18 protein-coding genes are annotated in these 15,401 nt (G+C 63.7%); 10 read left to right on the plus strand and 8 right to left on the minus strand.

Annotation, left to right across the window (positions count from 1 at the left end; all coding sequences use genetic code 11):
* Positions 1–130: 130 nt before the first annotated feature.
* The gene (locus E1H16_RS08975) at positions 131–1,174 is read left to right on the plus strand and encodes a DUF4333 domain-containing protein (RefSeq protein ID WP_208378944.1); all 1,044 of its coding nucleotides are present in this window, start codon (positions 131–133) and stop codon (positions 1,172–1,174) included.
* Between the two features lie 59 nt (positions 1,175–1,233).
* On the opposite strand, the gene E1H16_RS08980 is transcribed toward E1H16_RS08975, so the two are convergent.
* The gene (locus tag E1H16_RS08980; protein WP_243837802.1) at positions 1,234–2,157 is read right to left on the minus strand and encodes a 5'-3' exonuclease; all 924 of its coding nucleotides are present in this window, start codon (positions 2,155–2,157) and stop codon (positions 1,234–1,236) included.
* A 43-nt stretch (positions 2,158–2,200) separates the two neighbouring features.
* Here E1H16_RS08980 and E1H16_RS08985 point away from each other — a divergent pair, with 43 nt between their 5' ends.
* The 3 genes from E1H16_RS08985 (at position 2,201) to E1H16_RS08995 (ending at position 5,391) form a co-directional block, all read left to right on the plus strand.
* Complete coding sequence (locus E1H16_RS08985) at positions 2,201–3,310, plus strand: M24 family metallopeptidase (RefSeq protein ID WP_134323343.1); 1,110 nt, start codon at positions 2,201–2,203, stop codon at positions 3,308–3,310.
* A gap of 3 nt (positions 3,311–3,313) precedes the next feature.
* Positions 3,314–4,909, plus strand: a complete 1,596-nt coding sequence (gene lnt / locus E1H16_RS08990; protein ID WP_134323344.1) for an apolipoprotein N-acyltransferase — start codon at positions 3,314–3,316, stop codon at positions 4,907–4,909.
* A 128-nt stretch (positions 4,910–5,037) separates the two neighbouring features.
* On the plus strand, positions 5,038–5,391 hold the full coding sequence (locus E1H16_RS08995; protein ID WP_134323345.1) for an RNA polymerase-binding protein RbpA: 354 nt from the start codon (positions 5,038–5,040) through the stop codon (positions 5,389–5,391).
* Positions 5,392–5,509: 118 nt separating this feature from the next.
* On the opposite strand, the gene E1H16_RS09000 is transcribed toward E1H16_RS08995, so the two are convergent.
* Genes E1H16_RS09000 through E1H16_RS09010 form a run of 3 tightly spaced genes read right to left on the minus strand, consistent with a single transcriptional unit; the run spans position 5,510 to position 7,839 of the window.
* A complete protein-coding gene (locus E1H16_RS09000; RefSeq protein ID WP_134323346.1) occupies positions 5,510–6,211 on the minus strand; it encodes a thymidine kinase in 702 nt (233 codons plus the stop codon).
* Positions 6,212–6,247: 36 nt separating this feature from the next.
* The gene (locus E1H16_RS09005; protein WP_134323347.1) at positions 6,248–7,075 is read right to left on the minus strand and encodes a lysophospholipid acyltransferase family protein; all 828 of its coding nucleotides are present in this window, start codon (positions 7,073–7,075) and stop codon (positions 6,248–6,250) included.
* A complete protein-coding gene (locus E1H16_RS09010) occupies positions 7,072–7,839 on the minus strand; it encodes a glycerophosphodiester phosphodiesterase family protein (RefSeq protein ID WP_134323348.1) in 768 nt (255 codons plus the stop codon). Before E1H16_RS09010 ends, E1H16_RS09005 begins: the two co-directional genes overlap by 4 nt.
* 124 nt (positions 7,840–7,963) lie before the next feature.
* Here E1H16_RS09010 and E1H16_RS09015 point away from each other — a divergent pair, with 124 nt between their 5' ends.
* Positions 7,964–8,305, plus strand: coding sequence for a hypothetical protein (locus E1H16_RS09015; protein WP_208378945.1), 342 nt, complete (start codon positions 7,964–7,966; stop codon positions 8,303–8,305).
* Between the two features lie 9 nt (positions 8,306–8,314).
* Here the strand turns inward: E1H16_RS09015 and E1H16_RS09020 are convergent, their stop codons facing one another.
* Both E1H16_RS09020 and E1H16_RS09025 read right to left on the minus strand, forming a co-directional pair.
* Positions 8,315–9,607 carry a metallophosphoesterase gene (locus tag E1H16_RS09020; protein ID WP_134323349.1) on the minus strand — a complete coding sequence of 431 codons (1,293 nt, stop codon included), beginning with the start codon at positions 9,605–9,607 and terminating at the stop codon, positions 8,315–8,317.
* A 601-nt stretch (positions 9,608–10,208) separates the two neighbouring features.
* Positions 10,209–10,922 carry a winged helix-turn-helix transcriptional regulator gene (locus E1H16_RS09025; protein WP_208378946.1) on the minus strand — a complete coding sequence of 238 codons (714 nt, stop codon included), beginning with the start codon at positions 10,920–10,922 and terminating at the stop codon, positions 10,209–10,211.
* 142 nt (positions 10,923–11,064) lie between these two features.
* On the opposite strand from E1H16_RS09025, the gene E1H16_RS09030 reads away from it, so the two are divergent.
* Both E1H16_RS09030 and E1H16_RS09035 read left to right on the plus strand, forming a co-directional pair.
* On the plus strand, positions 11,065–11,832 hold the full coding sequence (locus tag E1H16_RS09030; protein ID WP_134323350.1) for a VOC family protein: 768 nt from the start codon (positions 11,065–11,067) through the stop codon (positions 11,830–11,832).
* 375 nt (positions 11,833–12,207) lie between these two features.
* Positions 12,208–12,543 carry a GNAT family N-acetyltransferase gene (locus tag E1H16_RS09035; protein WP_166741681.1) on the plus strand — a complete coding sequence of 112 codons (336 nt, stop codon included), beginning with the start codon at positions 12,208–12,210 and terminating at the stop codon, positions 12,541–12,543.
* A gap of 163 nt (positions 12,544–12,706) precedes the next feature.
* Here E1H16_RS09035 and E1H16_RS18765 read toward each other — a convergent pair whose 3' ends face one another.
* Both E1H16_RS18765 and E1H16_RS18770 read right to left on the minus strand, forming a co-directional pair.
* Positions 12,707–12,982 carry a tRNA-specific adenosine deaminase gene (locus E1H16_RS18765; protein ID WP_243837803.1) on the minus strand — a complete coding sequence of 92 codons (276 nt, stop codon included), beginning with the start codon at positions 12,980–12,982 and terminating at the stop codon, positions 12,707–12,709.
* On the minus strand, positions 12,936–13,181 hold the full coding sequence (locus E1H16_RS18770) for a cytidine/deoxycytidylate deaminase family protein (RefSeq protein ID WP_243837804.1): 246 nt from the start codon (positions 13,179–13,181) through the stop codon (positions 12,936–12,938). Before E1H16_RS18770 ends, E1H16_RS18765 begins: the two co-directional genes overlap by 47 nt.
* A gap of 146 nt (positions 13,182–13,327) precedes the next feature.
* Between E1H16_RS18770 and E1H16_RS18915 the strand changes: the two genes are divergently transcribed.
* The 3 genes from E1H16_RS18915 to E1H16_RS09050 all read left to right on the plus strand — a co-directional run bounded on the left by E1H16_RS18915 (position 13,328) and on the right by E1H16_RS09050 (position 15,372).
* Complete coding sequence (locus E1H16_RS18915) at positions 13,328–13,459, plus strand: hypothetical protein (RefSeq protein ID WP_279586366.1); 132 nt, start codon at positions 13,328–13,330, stop codon at positions 13,457–13,459.
* A 107-nt stretch (positions 13,460–13,566) separates the two neighbouring features.
* Entirely contained in the window at positions 13,567–14,208 is a 642-nt protein-coding gene (locus E1H16_RS09045) for an aspartate/glutamate racemase family protein (protein WP_134323352.1), read from the plus strand.
* Positions 14,209–14,322: 114 nt separating this feature from the next.
* Positions 14,323–15,372, plus strand: a complete 1,050-nt coding sequence (locus tag E1H16_RS09050) for a serine hydrolase domain-containing protein (protein WP_134323353.1) — start codon at positions 14,323–14,325, stop codon at positions 15,370–15,372.
* Positions 15,373–15,401: the final 29 nt, after the last annotated feature.

Below are 15,401 nucleotides of genomic sequence, written 5' to 3' on the forward strand. Positions count from 1 at the left end.
GCTATGCCGCACCACCAACTTACTTTTCGATAGCGGTATCCACGCGACGCGTATGTGTCCAGGTAGGCTTGCCTGGATGCGGCGTGCCCTCGTGGCCGCGACAGTCAACCGAAACGAACAGGGGTAGACGATGACCTATCCGCCGAACGGCGACGGAAACCCAGGCAATAACCCGTCCCAGAACCCGCAGACCGGCGGAACGCCCTCACAGGACCCGTACGGTCAGCAGCAGTGGGGGCAGCAGGGCGACCCGAACGCGCAACCCCAGTCGTACGGCGACCAGTACGGCCAGCAGCCGCAGAACCCTGGTTACGACCAGCAGCAGTACGGTCAGCAGCCGGGTTACGACCAGGGATATGGCCAGCAGCAGTACCCGCAGACTGGCGGCACATCGGCTGCGCCGACAACGGGCGGTTTCAACGCCCCGGAGCAGCAGACTTCGGTTTACGGTCAGCAGCCCGGTTACGACCAGCAGCAGTACGGTCAGCAGCCGGGTTATGACCAGGGGTATGGCCAGCAGCCGGGCTATGACCAGGGCTACGGTCAGCAGCCGGGTTATGACCAGGGGTATGGCCAGCAGCCGGGCTATGACCAGGGCTACGGTCAGCAGCCGGGTTATGACCAGGGGTATGGCCAGCAGCCGGGCTATGACCAGGGCTACGGTCAGCAGCCGGGTTATGACCAGGGGTATGGCCAGCAGCCGGGCTATGACCAGGGCTACGGTCAGCAGCCGGGTTATGACCAGGGGTATGGCCAGCAGCCGGGCTACGGTCAGCAGCCCGGTTACGACCAGGGGTACGGTCAGCAGCCCGGATACGGCCAGCCCGGTGCCGCTCAGCCGTGGGACAACACACCGCCGAAGAAGTCGAATACCGGCCTGATCGCTGGCATCGTCGCCGCCGTCGTCATCGTGCTCGGTGGTGTCGGCACCTGGCTGGCGCTCGGACCGTTAGCGACCACCGTGCTTGATAAGGACCAGGTCGCGACCGACGTCGCCGCCCAGTTTCAGAACGAGTATGACCAGGAACTGACCGGCCTGTCGTGCAGCGACGATCTCGTGGTCGAGGACGGCAAGTCGTATTCTTGCACCGCTCAGGCGGACGGCGAGAACGCCACCATCACGATCACCATCAACGGTGACGATGGCGAGTACACGTGGGAGAAGACCGAGTAGCGGTCAGCCGCATATCGCGCGAAGTCCCGGGCAACCACACGTGGTTGCCCGGGACTTTCTTATGACGCTGGTTCGCTCGCGGCTCGGGCTAGCGCCGCGTTCACCCGTTCGACGCTCGATGCGATGCCCCAACGTGCGACGAGATCATCCAGCAATTCGGGATCGGCGACCTGCTTCGGCAACGCCGGATCGATATCGATCTGCAAATCGCGGCGTACAGCCACGACCGTCCGTGCTACATCGAGGTAGTCGGCGGCGGCATTCAGATTCGAGCGTTGCGCGGGCTTGATCGGGCCTGGCTCACCGGCGGCGGCCGCGGACCGCAGCTCGTCGAGGTTCGCGTAGTGATTCAGCAGCGCGGCCGCGGTTTTTTCGCCGATTCCGCGTACGCCGGGAAGACCATCTGAGGGGTCCCCGCGCAGGATCGCGAAGTCGATGTACTGACTCGGCAGTACGCCGTACTTCGTCAGCAGCGCCGCATCGTCCATCACTTCGAGATTGCCGAGACCGCGGGCGGTGTACAGCACGCGAACGCCGCGGGCATCGTCGATCACCTGGAATAGGTCGCGATCGCCGGTCACGACATCGTAGGGGCCGCCCGTCGCGGCGATGGTGCCGATCACGTCGTCCGCTTCGGTGCCGTCGACACCGACCGAGCAAATGCCCAGGGCCTCAATAACCTGCAGAATCGCCGGAACTTGAGGGGCTAAATCCTCCGGCGTGTCCTCGGCGTTCGCCGTTTCGTCGGCGAGGCGGTGCTGTTTATAACTGGGGATCGCATCGGTACGAAATGCCGGCCGCCAGTCATTGTCCAGGCAGGCGACGAATCCGTTGGGCGAGTGCGTGTCGATCAGGCGAGCGATCATGTCCAAGAAACCGCGGACCGCATTGTTGGCTGTTCCATCGGGCGCGGTCATCGTCGCAGGCACGCCGTAGAACGCCCGGTAATACAGGCTGGCCGAATCCAGCAGCATCGTCGTCATATCTAACAGCCTGTCACAGTCACGCTTGTGGGATTCTGGATGTATGACGTCCACGGCAGAGTTTTCCCGACGATTGTCCCGCGCCGCTCAACTGTTGCGTGCCAGCGGACGCAGCGCGCTGATCGCGTCGCCGGGCGCGGACCTGCGTTACCTGTGTGGCCATGACGTTCACCTGACCGAGCGGATTACCGCTTTAGTAGTGCGCGCAGATGGCGACCCGGTGCTCGTCACGCCCACGCTGGAGCGCCCGGGCGCAGACGGTAGCGGCGTTACCAACATCGGCATTGACATCGTTGCCTGGGATGAAGCCCAGGATCCGTACGCCGTGATTACCAGCCTTCTCGGTGGCAGCAAGGTGAGTGTCAGCGATCGGATGTGGGCACAGCATTTGTTCGGCCTGAACGAAGCGGGGTCGGTCTCGGCCAACAGCGCGGCGAACCTGATGGCCCAGTTGCGGATGTCGAAGTCCGCCGAGGAGGTTGAGTCACTACGCGCGGCCGCGGCCGCGATCGATTCGGTGCATGCCCAGCTCGAACAGTGGCTGCGGGTGGGACGCAGTGAGGTCTCGGTCGCTGCCGATATTTCCCGGGCAATTATCGATGCTGGTCACGCCACGGTCGACTTTGTGATCGTGGGGTCGGGACCGAACGGCGCGAGCCCACACCACGATGCGAGCGATCGCGTGATCGAGGCGGGGGACCCGGTAGTGGTTGACATCGGCGGCACGATGCCCGATGGGTATTGCTCGGATTCCACCCGCACCTACGTGGTCGGTGGTGAACCCCCGAGCGAATTCGCCGCGATGTACGACGTACTACGACACGCGCAGCAGGCGGCTACCTCATCGGTACGCGCTGGGGTGAGCGCCGAGTCGATCGATCGTGCCGCACGCGAGGTGATCACCGAAGCCGGCTACGGCGAGCAGTTCATCCACCGGACGGGACATGGCATCGGCCTGGAGTCGCACGAGCCGCCGTACATCGTGGAGGGCAATACGCTGCAGCTCGAAGCGGGTATGGCCTTTAGCGTCGAGCCCGGGATCTATCTCGACGGACGGTATGGGGCCCGGATCGAGGACATCGTCGTGGCGACCGAAAACGGCGTGGACAACCTCGGAGTGGCCCCGCGCGAACTGCGCGTGATCGGCGGATAAGCGGTGCGCAGACTGTGGGTATCGCTGCTCGTTGCAGCGGGAGCTGGTTCGCTACTGGCCTCGGCATTCCCGCCGAACGACCTGACGCGGTTACTGGCGATATTTACGCCTGCGCTGTACGCACTCGCCGTGGAGCATCGCCCATGGGCGTCCGCCGCGTTGGTCACCTTCGTCGGGCATCTGGCGTTCTACATCTTCCACGTGAAGTTCGCCGGAGAGTTTCTCGGTCCGTTGCCATGGTTCGCGTTGGCCGTGTGGCAAGCCTCTTATTTCCTGCTACTCGGTCCGGCGCTGGTGGTCGTTCGCCGGTTGCGATGGTGGCCGATCTGGGCCGCGGCGTGCTGGGTCGCAATCGAAGCGCTGCAAGCACGGTGGCCGTTCGGCGGGTTTCCCTGGGGGAAGCTGGCCTTCAGCCAGGACGCCGGCCCGTTCACCCCCTTCGTCGCGTACGGCGGAACGCCGCTGTTGTCGTTCGTGGTTGCACTGTGCGGTTTCAGCTTGGCGGCCGCATGGTTCGCGTATCGTGACCGCCCTCGAGACGCCGTACGGCCGTGGCGGGCGAGCGTCGTACGCCTTGGCTGCGCGGCCCTGATCCCGATCGTGGGGCTCGGCGGATGGCTCACCATTCCGGACGGCGCGGACGAGGACACGCCACACGCCACCGTGGCGGTGATCCAAGGCAACGTGCCCCGGGAGGGGCTGGACTTCAACGAGCAGCGACGCGCCGTACTCGACAATCACGTCAACCAGACGTTGGCGCTAGCTGAGGCCGTACAGGCGGGGCAGCAGCCGCAGCCGTCGTTCGTGCTGTGGCCGGAGAATTCCAGCGACATCGACCCGTATCGCAATGAGGACGCGGCGACATTGATTCAGCAGGCTGCCGATGCGATCAACGCGCCGATCCTGGTCGGCGCCGTCGTGAGCGGGCCTGGTGAATATGTGAGCAACATGGCGATCTTGTGGCTGCCACAAGATGGGCCGGACGCGACCTATACGAAGCGACACCCCGTACCGTTCGCCGAGTACATGCCGATCCGCGGGTTCCTGGAAATCTTCACCGACCTCGTCGACATGCTTCAAGTCGAGTTCTACGCCGGAAAAGAAGTCGGAGTTATCAACGTTCCGGGCGCCGAGCCGATCACCGTGGGCGACGTGATCTGCTTCGAGGTGGCGTACGACGGTTTGGTCGCCGACGTGGTGGAGGGTGGTGCTCAGATCATCACCGTGCAGACAAATAACGCGACCTTCGGACACACCAACGAGCCCTACCAGCAGTTGGCGATGAGCCGAATTCGGGCGGTCGAGTACGGACGGACAGTGCTGTCGGCGTCGACGAGTGGCGTGAGCGCGATCATCGCCCCGGACGGCGAGATCTGGCAGGACACCGGGCTGTTCGAGCCGGCGATCCTCGTCGCGTCGGTGCCGTTGCGAGAGGGCACTACGGTGGCTGCGGCGTTGCGGTGGTGGCCGGAGTTAGTGATCACGATCGCTGCCCTCGCAGCGTTCGGGTGGGGTATCGTTCAGCCCCGGCGGCGCGCGGCCGCGCAGCGCCGTCCGGGCGAATCGAACGAGGTCGTAAGCCCGACGCCGGTGGGCTAATCGTTTGGGCACCTGAGCCCAGAGTGCTGCGTCACACCTGGGGTCCAGATCGTCTGCGACGGGAACAATGTGCCCCGATAGCACGTTGGCTATGAAGATACGGTTGGATTACTGGGGGAGGACCCACTATGGCAGAGCGCACTCTACGAGGAAGCCGCCTGGGGAGCATCAGCTACGAAACTGATCGAAACTTCGAGCCGGTCGCCCGAGTCATGGCCCGCTACGAATGCGCCCAGTCGCACGTCACGTCCGTACCGTTCGCCGATGATGCAGAAACCCCGCTGGTGTGGGAATGCCGCTATTGCGGCGCCGAGTCGAAGTTGATCGGCGGAGCGGACCCGGAGCCGAAGAAGGTCAAGCCGCCGCGCACGCACTGGGACATGCTCCTGGAGCGTCGTACGATCGAAGACCTTGAGGAAGTTCTCGCTGAACGCCTCGACGTGCTCAGCGAACGACGCGGCGAGAAGCAATCGTCCCGCTAGAACCTGGCTAAAGACTGGACCCCGTGACGATGGTCATGGGGTCCAGTCTCGGTTTGGCGGCGCGCACGGCATTCGCCCGCATTGCTTGGACGCGTCACGCCGGTGATAGACGAGCCCGTTACGTCAGCGGGAGCACTGCCTGGGTGTGCGGATCGGCACCGAGGTTGCCGTCTCGCCAATGTCGCCTACACAACACTTGGTAGCGAACGGAACGCGCCGTCGCGGAGACCGTATCGGCGACCATGACCTGACTGCCTTCTTTGACGAGCGTGCCGTCGAGCACCCGGCCGTTGTAGCGTCCGGAGCGACCGCACCAGCACAAGATTTCGACTTGCATAGGGGTCACGGCGTCCGCGAGTTCGAAGAGACGTTTGGCGCCGGGGAACATCTGGCTTCGGAAGTCGGTAGCGAGCCCGAATGCGTACACATCGATATCGGCCGCGTCGACGAGTTCGGCTAGCTGATCGACCTGTGCCGTGGATAGGAATTGTGCTTCATCGACGATGATGTAATCGACGGGTTCACCGGCGCGCCAGCGGTCACTGATCAGTCGCTGTAGATCGCGGGACGGGTCCACTTCGACGGCGTCGTCACTCAGTCCGACGCGGCTGGTGATCACCCCGGATCCGGAACGGTCTTGCTGGGTCAGCAGAAGCCCGTGTCGCCCTTGACGACTGAAATTGTGGTTGATCTGCAGCGCCAGCGTCGACTTGCCGCAGTCCATCGGGCCGTAGAAAAACTTGAGTTCTGCCGACGTCGGGGTGAGTCGTCGCGTGTCGGGACTCGGGACGTGGGACAGAGCAGATCGCGGCGCAGTCATCGTCGACCAACTTTACCGGGGCGGTATCGAATCGAGTTATGGCAAGTCGTCCGGAACGACACCGCCTGGGTACGCGGCGGTGGTGGGGTAGCGCACGGGGCGAGTCTCATCGACGAAGTGCGGTGCGTCGAGCTCGGAAGCGCGCAGCGGTGCGAGCAACCTGGTTTGGGCTGCCGAGATTCGATTACGCGCGCGGATGGCGTCACCGCGCCGATCAATTGACAGATCGGATAGGTCAACGGGCTCGCCGAAGTGCACTCTGAGCTTCGGACGACGCCACACCGACGACAGCGTGGAGCCGAGCATGGCCCGAGGCTCCTCGTACTTGGTTACCTCGTGCGCACCCCATTGCGCGATAGGGATGACCGGAACGTTGTGTTCCAGGGCGATTCGTGCCAGCCCGGTCTTGCCCCGTTCTGGCCACAGCCCTGGATCAAGCGACACGCGCCCCTCCTGGTAGATACACAGGTGCGCGCCGTGGCGTAGCGCGATGTCCACGAGTTGCATAGATCGGGCTGCGTCGGTTTTGCCGCGTTCGACCCGCAGGCTGCCAGAACGTTCGAGGAGTTTGCCGACGACCGGCGCCGTCATGATGCCGCCGGTGACCAAGAACCGCGGGTTGAGCCCGACACGCGACATTGCCACAGCGATCACGAAGGTATCGAAGTTGCCGATGTGGTTGGGCGCGAGCAACAGCGGCCCCCGCAGGAGGTCCGGCGCAATGCCACCTGTGATCTGCAGGTTGCCGAAGATCGACAGTGCCGGGCGTCCATGTCGTGTGGCGGCGCGCCAGAACCACCAGGTGGGTTCGGCAGCGCTGCGGCGTTGGCGGGTGAACCAGTCGGGTGCGTCGGAAGAGTTCATGAATGCCACTGACCCCGGTCCTGCAGAATTGCCTTGAGGACGTCGGGTTTGTCGGTGATGATTCCATCGACACCGAGGTCGAGTAGTGCGCGCATATCGTCGGGGTCATCGACGGTCCATACGTGGACTTTCTTGCCGAGCTGGTGCGCGGATTCGACGAATCGACGGTCCACGACCCGCCGTCCGGCGTACGACATCGGCACCTGCGCGGCTTGACCGCCAAACCGCAGCACGCTCAACGAACTGCGCACGAAGGACGCTGCCCGCAACCGCGCGACCTCGCCTTGGCCCATGGACGTAGCTACCTGACCGCGAGTGAGGGTGCGCATCCGGCGTAGGCGCGCGTCGGAGAACGACGCGAGGCACACGCGGTCGGCGATAGATCGACCGCCAGCCTGGACGAGCTGGACCAGTGGAACGACGACGTCGCTGACCTTGGCGTCAATGTTGAAGTACAGGTCGGGGAATTCCTCGAGCAGTTCCTCCAGTAGCGGTATCCGCGCGGTGCCGCCGATACGGGCTTTGGAAATTTCGGACCAGTTGAGATCACGGATCCGTCCGGTACGGTCCGTCGTACGGTCTAGGGACGGATCGTGGACAGCGACGACTTTGCCGTCCTTGCTGAGATGTACGTCCGTTTCGATGTAGCGGTACCCGATATCGACGCAGCGCTGAACGGCCTCGAACGAGTTCTCGATACCGTCCCAGGCGCCACCTCGATGCGCAAACGCAACAGGGCTTGGTGCGCCGAGATAGTCGCTCATCTGACCTCCGAGTCGAGATGCGATACGCCAACCACGCTAGCGGATCTGTGCGGCGTGTGAGGTGAGCGGCTCACCGTACTGGGATCCTCGCCGCGATACGGCTCGTGCGGTTACGCTGAGCGCCGTGCCCGAAACCGTCCGCTGCACCTGGTGCAGTCGCAAGATCATCGATGCGCAGCCCACAGGGCGTCGCAAGAAGTACTGCTCGCATGCATGCCGCCAACGCGCGTATGAGCGCCGACGCTTGATGAGCGGCACCGGTGTGTTGCAGTTAGAAGAAGACTCGGTCGTCGTACGCCGCGCCGAGTTGGAGAGCCTGCAAGATCGGCTATATGTGCTGCGTAGCGCGGTGGAGGTATTACAAGCTGCCGTGGATGACAACGCGAATAGCGCCGAGCTGGTTAGCGTGGCGCGCGAGGTCGTCGCAGCTACCGGAGATCTGGATCGACTCTGGATCAGTCCCTGATCTTCGCCCTCAGTTCGCTGGCGCCGCAGCGGCACGAAGCGTGAGGACGGCCGTCTCCGGTGGCGCGCCGATGCGGAACGGTGGACCCCAGAAGCCTGTGCCACGACTGACGTAGATCTGGGTGCGTTCGTTAACGGCGTGGAGGCCGTGCACATACTTCTGATCGGCGCGCACGATGTGGTGGAACGGCCACATCTGGCCGCCATGAGTATGCCCGGCAAGTTGCAGGTCGACCTGGTGTGCTGCCGCATCGGCGGACTGTTTGGGTTGGTGCGCAAGGAGCAGCACTGGTAGGTCCGGGTCGACGCCGGATAGCGCGTCCGCAAGCCGCGGGCCATGGCCGTCGATACCGGACGACCTACCGGTTGGGTCGTCGATCCCCGCGATGATCAACCGGCCCTCTCCGCGTTGGTAGACCTCGTGCGTGTTATGCAGGAATCGCCATCCGAACTCGGTCATCTGCTCGCCCCAATAGACCGCATCGCTGAAGTACTCGTGATTCCCGGTGATGAAATACTTGTGCTCGGCCCTGACGTCGGCGAGTTGTTTGGCGGCCGGCAAACGTAACTTGGGATCCCCGTCGGCTAGATCGCCTGTGTGGCAATAGATATCGGCGTCGATCCCGTTGATTTGGCGGACCCGCGCGGCCATCCATCGCGTGCCGAGAATCCGCGACAGGTGCGTATCGGTCACCTGCACGATCCGTAAGCCGTCGAGATCGCGATGAAGGCGGGGGATATGTATGTCGGTTTCACGAATCGGTGTTCGGGCCAGGGCTCGCCAGGAGCCGTACGTCAGCACGAGCAGCGTCCACACGAGCACGGCTGCGCTGGCGATCCGTCCACCCTCATCGACGTCGGTTGCCCACAGCGCGAACCGAAGGACCTCGCCGATGAGGGTCCACACGAACAGTTGGAATATGACGCCGAGCCAGGTCACGCCAATAGCGCTGGCGAGATCCCGCTTCAGCAGTTGGCCGCAAACCAGAAGCAGAACCATCACAGCCGCGGCGACCACACCAGTGAGAACCGCACCGCCAGTTGACATAATGTCTGCCGAGGTGAGCAGTCGCCACGCGGGGTACACATGTAGTAGCAGCGCGATGCACGAGATCACCGCCAGTACGACCAACCCGCGTACGCCGGGCGGTCCGTGGCTCGACTGGCGTTGTGCATCGTTCGGCGCGACTGATCTGTGTGATCCGCGAGCTTCAGATGCCGACGGTCCGGGTGTGCCGACATCTGGGCTCGCCGGCTTGTAGCTATGACGTTGAGGCCCAGTTGGCGAATGTGCAGCGCTCATGCGCCACACCGACACGAACTCATCGCAGGTCCGGACAGATTCAAGTTCGTGCTCCCATTCGAGGTGCGGTTACTCTCGGTAGAAACGTCACTGTGACGTTTCTACCGAGAGTAACCGGATGCGGGGCAGACGAGCTCGGTGACGGCCCGTCGCAGCATCGAACCATTTTCCCGCGATTCCGACCGACTTGCCACGGCGGCATTCTCGTCGCCGAGTCGGTCGGCGTACCCGGCGTGGATTTCGAGGTCCACAACGGGCCGCTTGATGCACACATCGGCGCGGACGCGACGCGTGGACGGTCGAGTCGACACTATGTGGATCTCACGCCGCGACGTCGGCGCAGATCGGGATACGTCGATACAGGTGGGCGCCGGACAGGCTCGCGCGCGCCGCAGTTCGCGGAGTATCCAATGCGCCGATAATCGACATTATGTCAGTTAATCTGCGCAATGCGCGGATGAAATGATTGCGCCGACCCCGCACCGCCGCGCTCCCACCATCGCCTTGAGATGGGCCCGAGTTGCGGAAACGTCGCCACAGGCAACGTTCGACGACTTCATGCGCTGACGGCGAGATCCGCGGGTTCGGTGATCGGGTCAGATCAAGCGAGCCTCGGCGACACGGGCTCCGTCGACCCGCGGTCCTGTGGCGCCGGATACCGCACGGCTGCGGGAAAGCAGCGCAGTAGCGCAGCCAGCCGCGCGGTATCACCCGCCACCTCGGCGTCCGCCCGCTCGACCGCATCGCGCAACACTTCCCCGGCGAACACCAGATTGCGAAACGTCGCCACCTCCGGCACGGTCAGCCACGCGTCGGGGTCGGACTGCTCACCGCGGGCCAACTCGAGGCGCCCGCCCGCAACGGTGGCCTGAAACCGGTCGCCAGCAACGTCCAGTTGACAGCGCAGCGACAGCTCCCCCGCCAGTGCCGGATCGAAGGTCGCGCGTAAGGCGAACAGCAGCGCGTCCACGCTGAGTTCTGCCGCGCCGTCCTCAGGCAGTGGTGCGCGGCTGCCCCAGCGGGCCAGCGCGAGGAGCACCGGCTCCAGTTCCTGCCCACGATCGGTGAGCTCGTACACGGCAGCACGTGCGGGCGGGCCCAGACGCCTTCGCTGCACCACGCCATCGGCTTCAAGCTCGCGCAAGCGCTGCGCGAGGACGTTCTGGCTCATCTGTGGTAGCCCACGGTGCAGGTCTGAGTAGCGCTTCGGGCCGAACACCAGCTCCCGCACAACGAGTAACGCCCACCGTTCGCCGACCGCGTTGAGCGCTCGCGCGATGCCGCAGGGGTCGTCGAACAGCCGCTTCTTACTCATGGGGGAGATTCTACTTGCACAATAGGCGGATATTCTCCTACATTAGGAGTATTAGGACTGTGACTTCCGCCGCTGGCACCGCCGGTGCTTTGGGTTCCGGGCGTCATGCGCGACAAGGTACGGACACGACTAGGAGCGAACGATGAGCGAATTGACCACCACACAGCCGACTGGAACACCGACCTGGATCGACCTGGGCATCCCGGATCTCGACCGCGCGATGACCTTCTACGGCGCGTTGTTCGGCTGGGAGTTCGATGTGTGGCCGGCGGAGTACGGTCACTACACCCAGTGCTTGCTACGGGGCAGACCGGTAGCGGCCATCAGGCCGAACCCCAATCCCGACGCCACAGTGTTCTGGTGGAATGTTTACTTCGCGACGGATGACTGTGACGCCGCGGCCGCTCGGGCGCGGGACGCGGGCGGCTCGATCATCACCGGCCCGATGGACGTGCTGGACCAGGGCCGGACGGCGATCATCAAAGACACCACCGGTGCGCAATGTGGACTGTGGCAGGCTGGCACCCACATCGGCTGCCAGATCGTCAACGAGCCGAGCGCCCTGCTTCGCAACGACCTGGTCACTGCGGAATCCGGGCCCGCTCGCGATTTCTACGTCGCGGTCTTCGGCTACACATTGGATGCCAACCCGGACCTGCCCGAGGTCGACTTCACGTTCCTGCGCCGACAGGACGGCCACGAGATCGGCGGCATCGTCGGTGATCCACACGCCACGACCTCCCGTTGGGGAACGATGTTCCAGGTGGACGACGTCGATGCGGCAGCGCGGCGAGCGGTAGCCGCCGGTGGGACCGCGGGCGAGCCCTACGACATGATCTACGGGCGGGTCGCGAACATCACGGATCCGTTCGGCACGGAGTTCGATGTCGGTGCGGCGATGACGAACTGAGCTGGCGATCGGCCTGGCCGAGTGGTCAACCTCGCCAGGACGTTGACCCTACGGATGTCGTAGGGCGTGGACCTCCTCATCAAGGTGAGCTCGAGGTCGGCAGGCAATACATAGTCAGGCTGAACGTGCGTGCACGGCCCATGGGCATCGCCTGCTTCATTCAGATGGGCGATCCTCGCCCGGTCCGGATCGCCGCCCTACCTGACACAGCGTGGCTACGCTCTAGAGATGGCCGTTTCGACTCCTCCTAGCATTCGACGACGCACTCGGCGTGACTGCGAAAGCGTCGTCTCTTGGATCGATAACGCGACTGACCTCTATCTCTTCACCGGGCCGCGTTTGCGATGGCCTGTCGACGTTGCGCAGCTACACGAGATGAACCAGGTTGCGGGGCTCTCAGCGTGGGTTCTTGTCGACGTCACAACGTCCGAGGTAGTTGGTCACTTCGACGTGACGCTCGCCGACAGCACTGCAAGCCTGGGGCGCGTCATCATCGACCCGAAACGTCGAGGGCAGGGATACGCGCACACCCTCGTGAATCACGCAATCTCGCTGACCCGTCAACTCGGCGCATCGCTGCTCTCACTCAACGTCATCGTCGGCAACGACACCGCCATCCACGTCTACGAGCAGGCGGGCTTCTGCAAAACCGATAGCAACGAACGACCAGGTGTGCACAAGATGACTCTGCGACTCGCCGCGACTCGGTAGCGAAGTCTCGGGTAATGCGATTGTCCGTCACACTCGGTCAATGGAGTCTGACGCAAATTGAACCGAGCGGCGCGGGCTCGTAACCGGGCTAAACTGGCGGGTCCACGGAATCTGAACTCGCCGGTCCCGCGTGCGCAGGGTCGCCAGGCGATTCGAATGCAGGTCACCCGCCAAAGTACCGACGTTGTAGGTCGCGGACCTCCTCCGCCAAGTCGTCCACCGGGCCGTCGACCAGCACCCCAGGGGCAACCTCGGTGATCGGCAGCGGTCGCACGGGCCATGCTGCGGCACCAAGCTCAGCCAGCCACCCCTGCAACTGTCCGGCCGAGCTCGCAACCACGATCCGCCCCAGCCCTACCCACGCGTGCGCGGCCGCGCACATCGGACAGTGTTCACTTGAGGCGTAGACCGTCGCCGCCGCGCGCTGCTTCGGTTCCACGTTCGCGAGCCCACCGCGCCGCTGCGAGCTCGGCGTGCTGGCTGCGGTCCCCCGTCGACGCGTGGTTGTGGTCTTCAAACCTCACCTTGCTGTCGGCGTCGACCAGCACCACACCAAATGGATTGTCCCCGTTCTCGAGCGCGGTTCGCGCCAGATCAACACTGCGACGCAGGTGAACCCGATCCGTTTCATTGATCATGAGAGTCATTGTGCACGGACGGTCGGACAGGGAATCGCTGCGGCAGGCATTGCCCGCACTGCCGGGAAGCAGTCATACGCTCTAACCCGTCGAACACCCACACCGGGGTGGTCGGGTAATTCTGCGTGGACTATCTCGGAAGGACAATGACTATTCTGCGAGTTGGTCGATCCGACTACTGCGTGACGCTCGTCGAGATCGGCAAACATCGCCGTCGCACCCCGATGGCGATATTTTCGGTGTTGGGCGCCGACGTACTCGAAAGCGACGACCCATAAACAGTCTATCGTCCACCGGAGGCGACTTTCGTCGACAGGGTCGCACAGTCTTGAGCGCTATCGGGACGACAAGGTGCACCTGCCTATGCGTCAGAATGGAGTTTGTGGTGACAATCGGGTTCGTACACACCGCCAAGGCGCACGTCGATACTTTCGACGCCCTGGTCCACACTTCGTCGGCCTCTACTCGAACCGTGCATGTCATCGCTGAGGATCTGCTGGCGCGAGCGCGGCACTACGGGCAGGGGTCTGACCTCTTAGTTGACGTGCAGGCAGCAGTGACCCAACTCGCCGAACTCGGAGCCGACGTGGTGGTATGCACCTGCTCGACTCTTGGCCCGATCGCTGAACGGACTAGTTCGACAGTCCCAGTGGTGCGTGTGGACCGTCCGATGGCGCAGGCGGCAGTGAGCATCGGCACGCGCATCGCAGTGATCGCGGCGTTGGAGTCGACGCTGCTGCCAACGAGAGTTCTACTCACCGAAGAGGCGCATGAAGCTGGCACGTCTATAGAGATAGTCGAGATTTTCGCGCGCAACGCGTGGCGCGAGTTCGGATCCGGGAATATGGCGTCGTACGCCGCGCAGATTGCCAAGGAGGCTCGCCGGGTCTCGTTAACCGTCGATGTAGTCGTACTCGCGCAGGCAAGCATGACCGAGGCACTCCCCCTGCTCGACGACATGTCGACCATCGTCCTCACCAGCCCACAACTCGCAGTAGAAACGGCAATCGCATGGGCAAGCGACTGACGCTTCGAGTTTCACGAGGCAGGGTTCCCGTTACGACGACACGTCGCTTGTGAGTGGTTGCGCGCGGTGCAGGAGGATGCTGCGTGAACCGTCCCGGGGTGGCATGCTGCGGTGATGACCAGTGGTGCAGTAGATCGTCTGGCTTTGGGTCGGCTCGCGCGCGATTGCGCGGCACGCTGGACGAAGGAGGCAGTCGACATCGAGGCGTTCCTGGCGACGCAGGTTGATGACGTCTCACACCGAGACGTCGTGGGTCCACTTCGTCCGGCGACCGGCGGCAGCGGCGTAGTGATCGTTGAGGGTCAGGAGGTAGCCACCTGGGGCAACCCTGAAGCGGTGGAGATGTCATTCAGCGTCACAAAGACGGTCGTGTCGCTCGTGGCCGGGATCGCCTTCGATGACGGGCTTCTCATCCCGGACCAGCGTGTTAGTGACGTCGTCGAGGTCCCCCAACTTCAGGGGGCGCTTACTACGCAAATCACCTGGCAACACCTTCTGCAGCAGACAAGTCAGTGGGACGGCGAACTGTGGGGCAAGCCGACCAGCGTTGACGCGCAGAGTTTTCGAGAGGGCACGGAGGTACACGGCACTGCGCCAGGTGATGGCTGGGCGTACAACGATGTGCGCATCAACCTGTTGTGTTACGTGCTCACCCTGTTATTCAGACAGCCGCTATCGGATGTCCTGCGCGAGCGTGTGATGGATCCGATCGGGGCATCGTCGACCTGGTCGTGGCACGGGTACACCTCCAGTGTCATCGAACTCGACGATCGCGCGGTCGAGGTGGTTTCCGGCGGCGCACATTGGGGCGGCGGTTTATTCATCAACGCACGCGATCTCGCCCGCATCGGCGATCTGTACCTCAGAGGCGGTCTCCACAACGGCACCCGAGTGGTGAGTGCTGAGTGGATCAAGCGATCCTGGACACCGTGTCCGGTCAAGCCCGGGTACGGATACTTGTGGTGGCTCAATGATGATCAGGTCCCCTGGCCAGGGGCACCGCGGACCGGGCGGAGCGCGCGTGGAAACGGTGGGCGGCACCTCCTATGGGTTGATCCCGCGCGTAATCTCGCGCTCGCCTCACGCTGGACAGAGGATCCCCTTCACCTCATACGCGCAGTCTCTGACGCAGTGGCCCCGCGCCTTGGCGGCGTCGAGCTATGAACACCGGGCAATCGAACGTTCGACCGGAG

Source organism: Cumulibacter soli (assembly GCF_004382795.1).
GTDB classification, from domain to species: Bacteria; Actinomycetota; Actinomycetes; order Mycobacteriales; family Antricoccaceae; genus Cumulibacter; species Cumulibacter soli.

Coding starts and splice junctions, on each gene's coding strand:
- E1H16_RS08975 (WP_208378944.1), top strand. CDS start 131: ATGACCTATCCGCCGAACGGCGACGGAAACCCAGGCAATAACCCGTCC.
- E1H16_RS08980 (WP_243837802.1), bottom strand. CDS start 2,157: ATGACGACGATGCTGCTGGATTCGGCCAGCCTGTATTACCGGGCGTTC.
- E1H16_RS08985 (WP_134323343.1), top strand. CDS start 2,201: ATGACGTCCACGGCAGAGTTTTCCCGACGATTGTCCCGCGCCGCTCAA.
- E1H16_RS08995 (WP_134323345.1), top strand. CDS start 5,038: ATGGCAGAGCGCACTCTACGAGGAAGCCGCCTGGGGAGCATCAGCTAC.
- E1H16_RS09000 (WP_134323346.1), bottom strand. CDS start 6,211: ATGACTGCGCCGCGATCTGCTCTGTCCCACGTCCCGAGTCCCGACACG.
- E1H16_RS09005 (WP_134323347.1), bottom strand. CDS start 7,075: ATGAACTCTTCCGACGCACCCGACTGGTTCACCCGCCAACGCCGCAGC.
- E1H16_RS09010 (WP_134323348.1), bottom strand. CDS start 7,839: ATGAGCGACTATCTCGGCGCACCAAGCCCTGTTGCGTTTGCGCATCGA.
- E1H16_RS09020 (WP_134323349.1), bottom strand. CDS start 9,607: ATGAGCGCTGCACATTCGCCAACTGGGCCTCAACGTCATAGCTACAAG.
- E1H16_RS09025 (WP_208378946.1), bottom strand. CDS start 10,922: ATGAGTAAGAAGCGGCTGTTCGACGACCCCTGCGGCATCGCGCGAGCG.
- E1H16_RS09030 (WP_134323350.1), top strand. CDS start 11,065: ATGAGCGAATTGACCACCACACAGCCGACTGGAACACCGACCTGGATC.
- E1H16_RS09035 (WP_166741681.1), top strand. CDS start 12,208: ATGAACCAGGTTGCGGGGCTCTCAGCGTGGGTTCTTGTCGACGTCACA.
- E1H16_RS18770 (WP_243837804.1), bottom strand. CDS start 13,181: ATGATCAATGAAACGGATCGGGTTCACCTGCGTCGCAGTGTTGATCTG.
- E1H16_RS18915 (WP_279586366.1), top strand. CDS start 13,328: ATGACTATTCTGCGAGTTGGTCGATCCGACTACTGCGTGACGCTCGTC.
- E1H16_RS09050 (WP_134323353.1), top strand. CDS start 14,323: ATGACCAGTGGTGCAGTAGATCGTCTGGCTTTGGGTCGGCTCGCGCGC.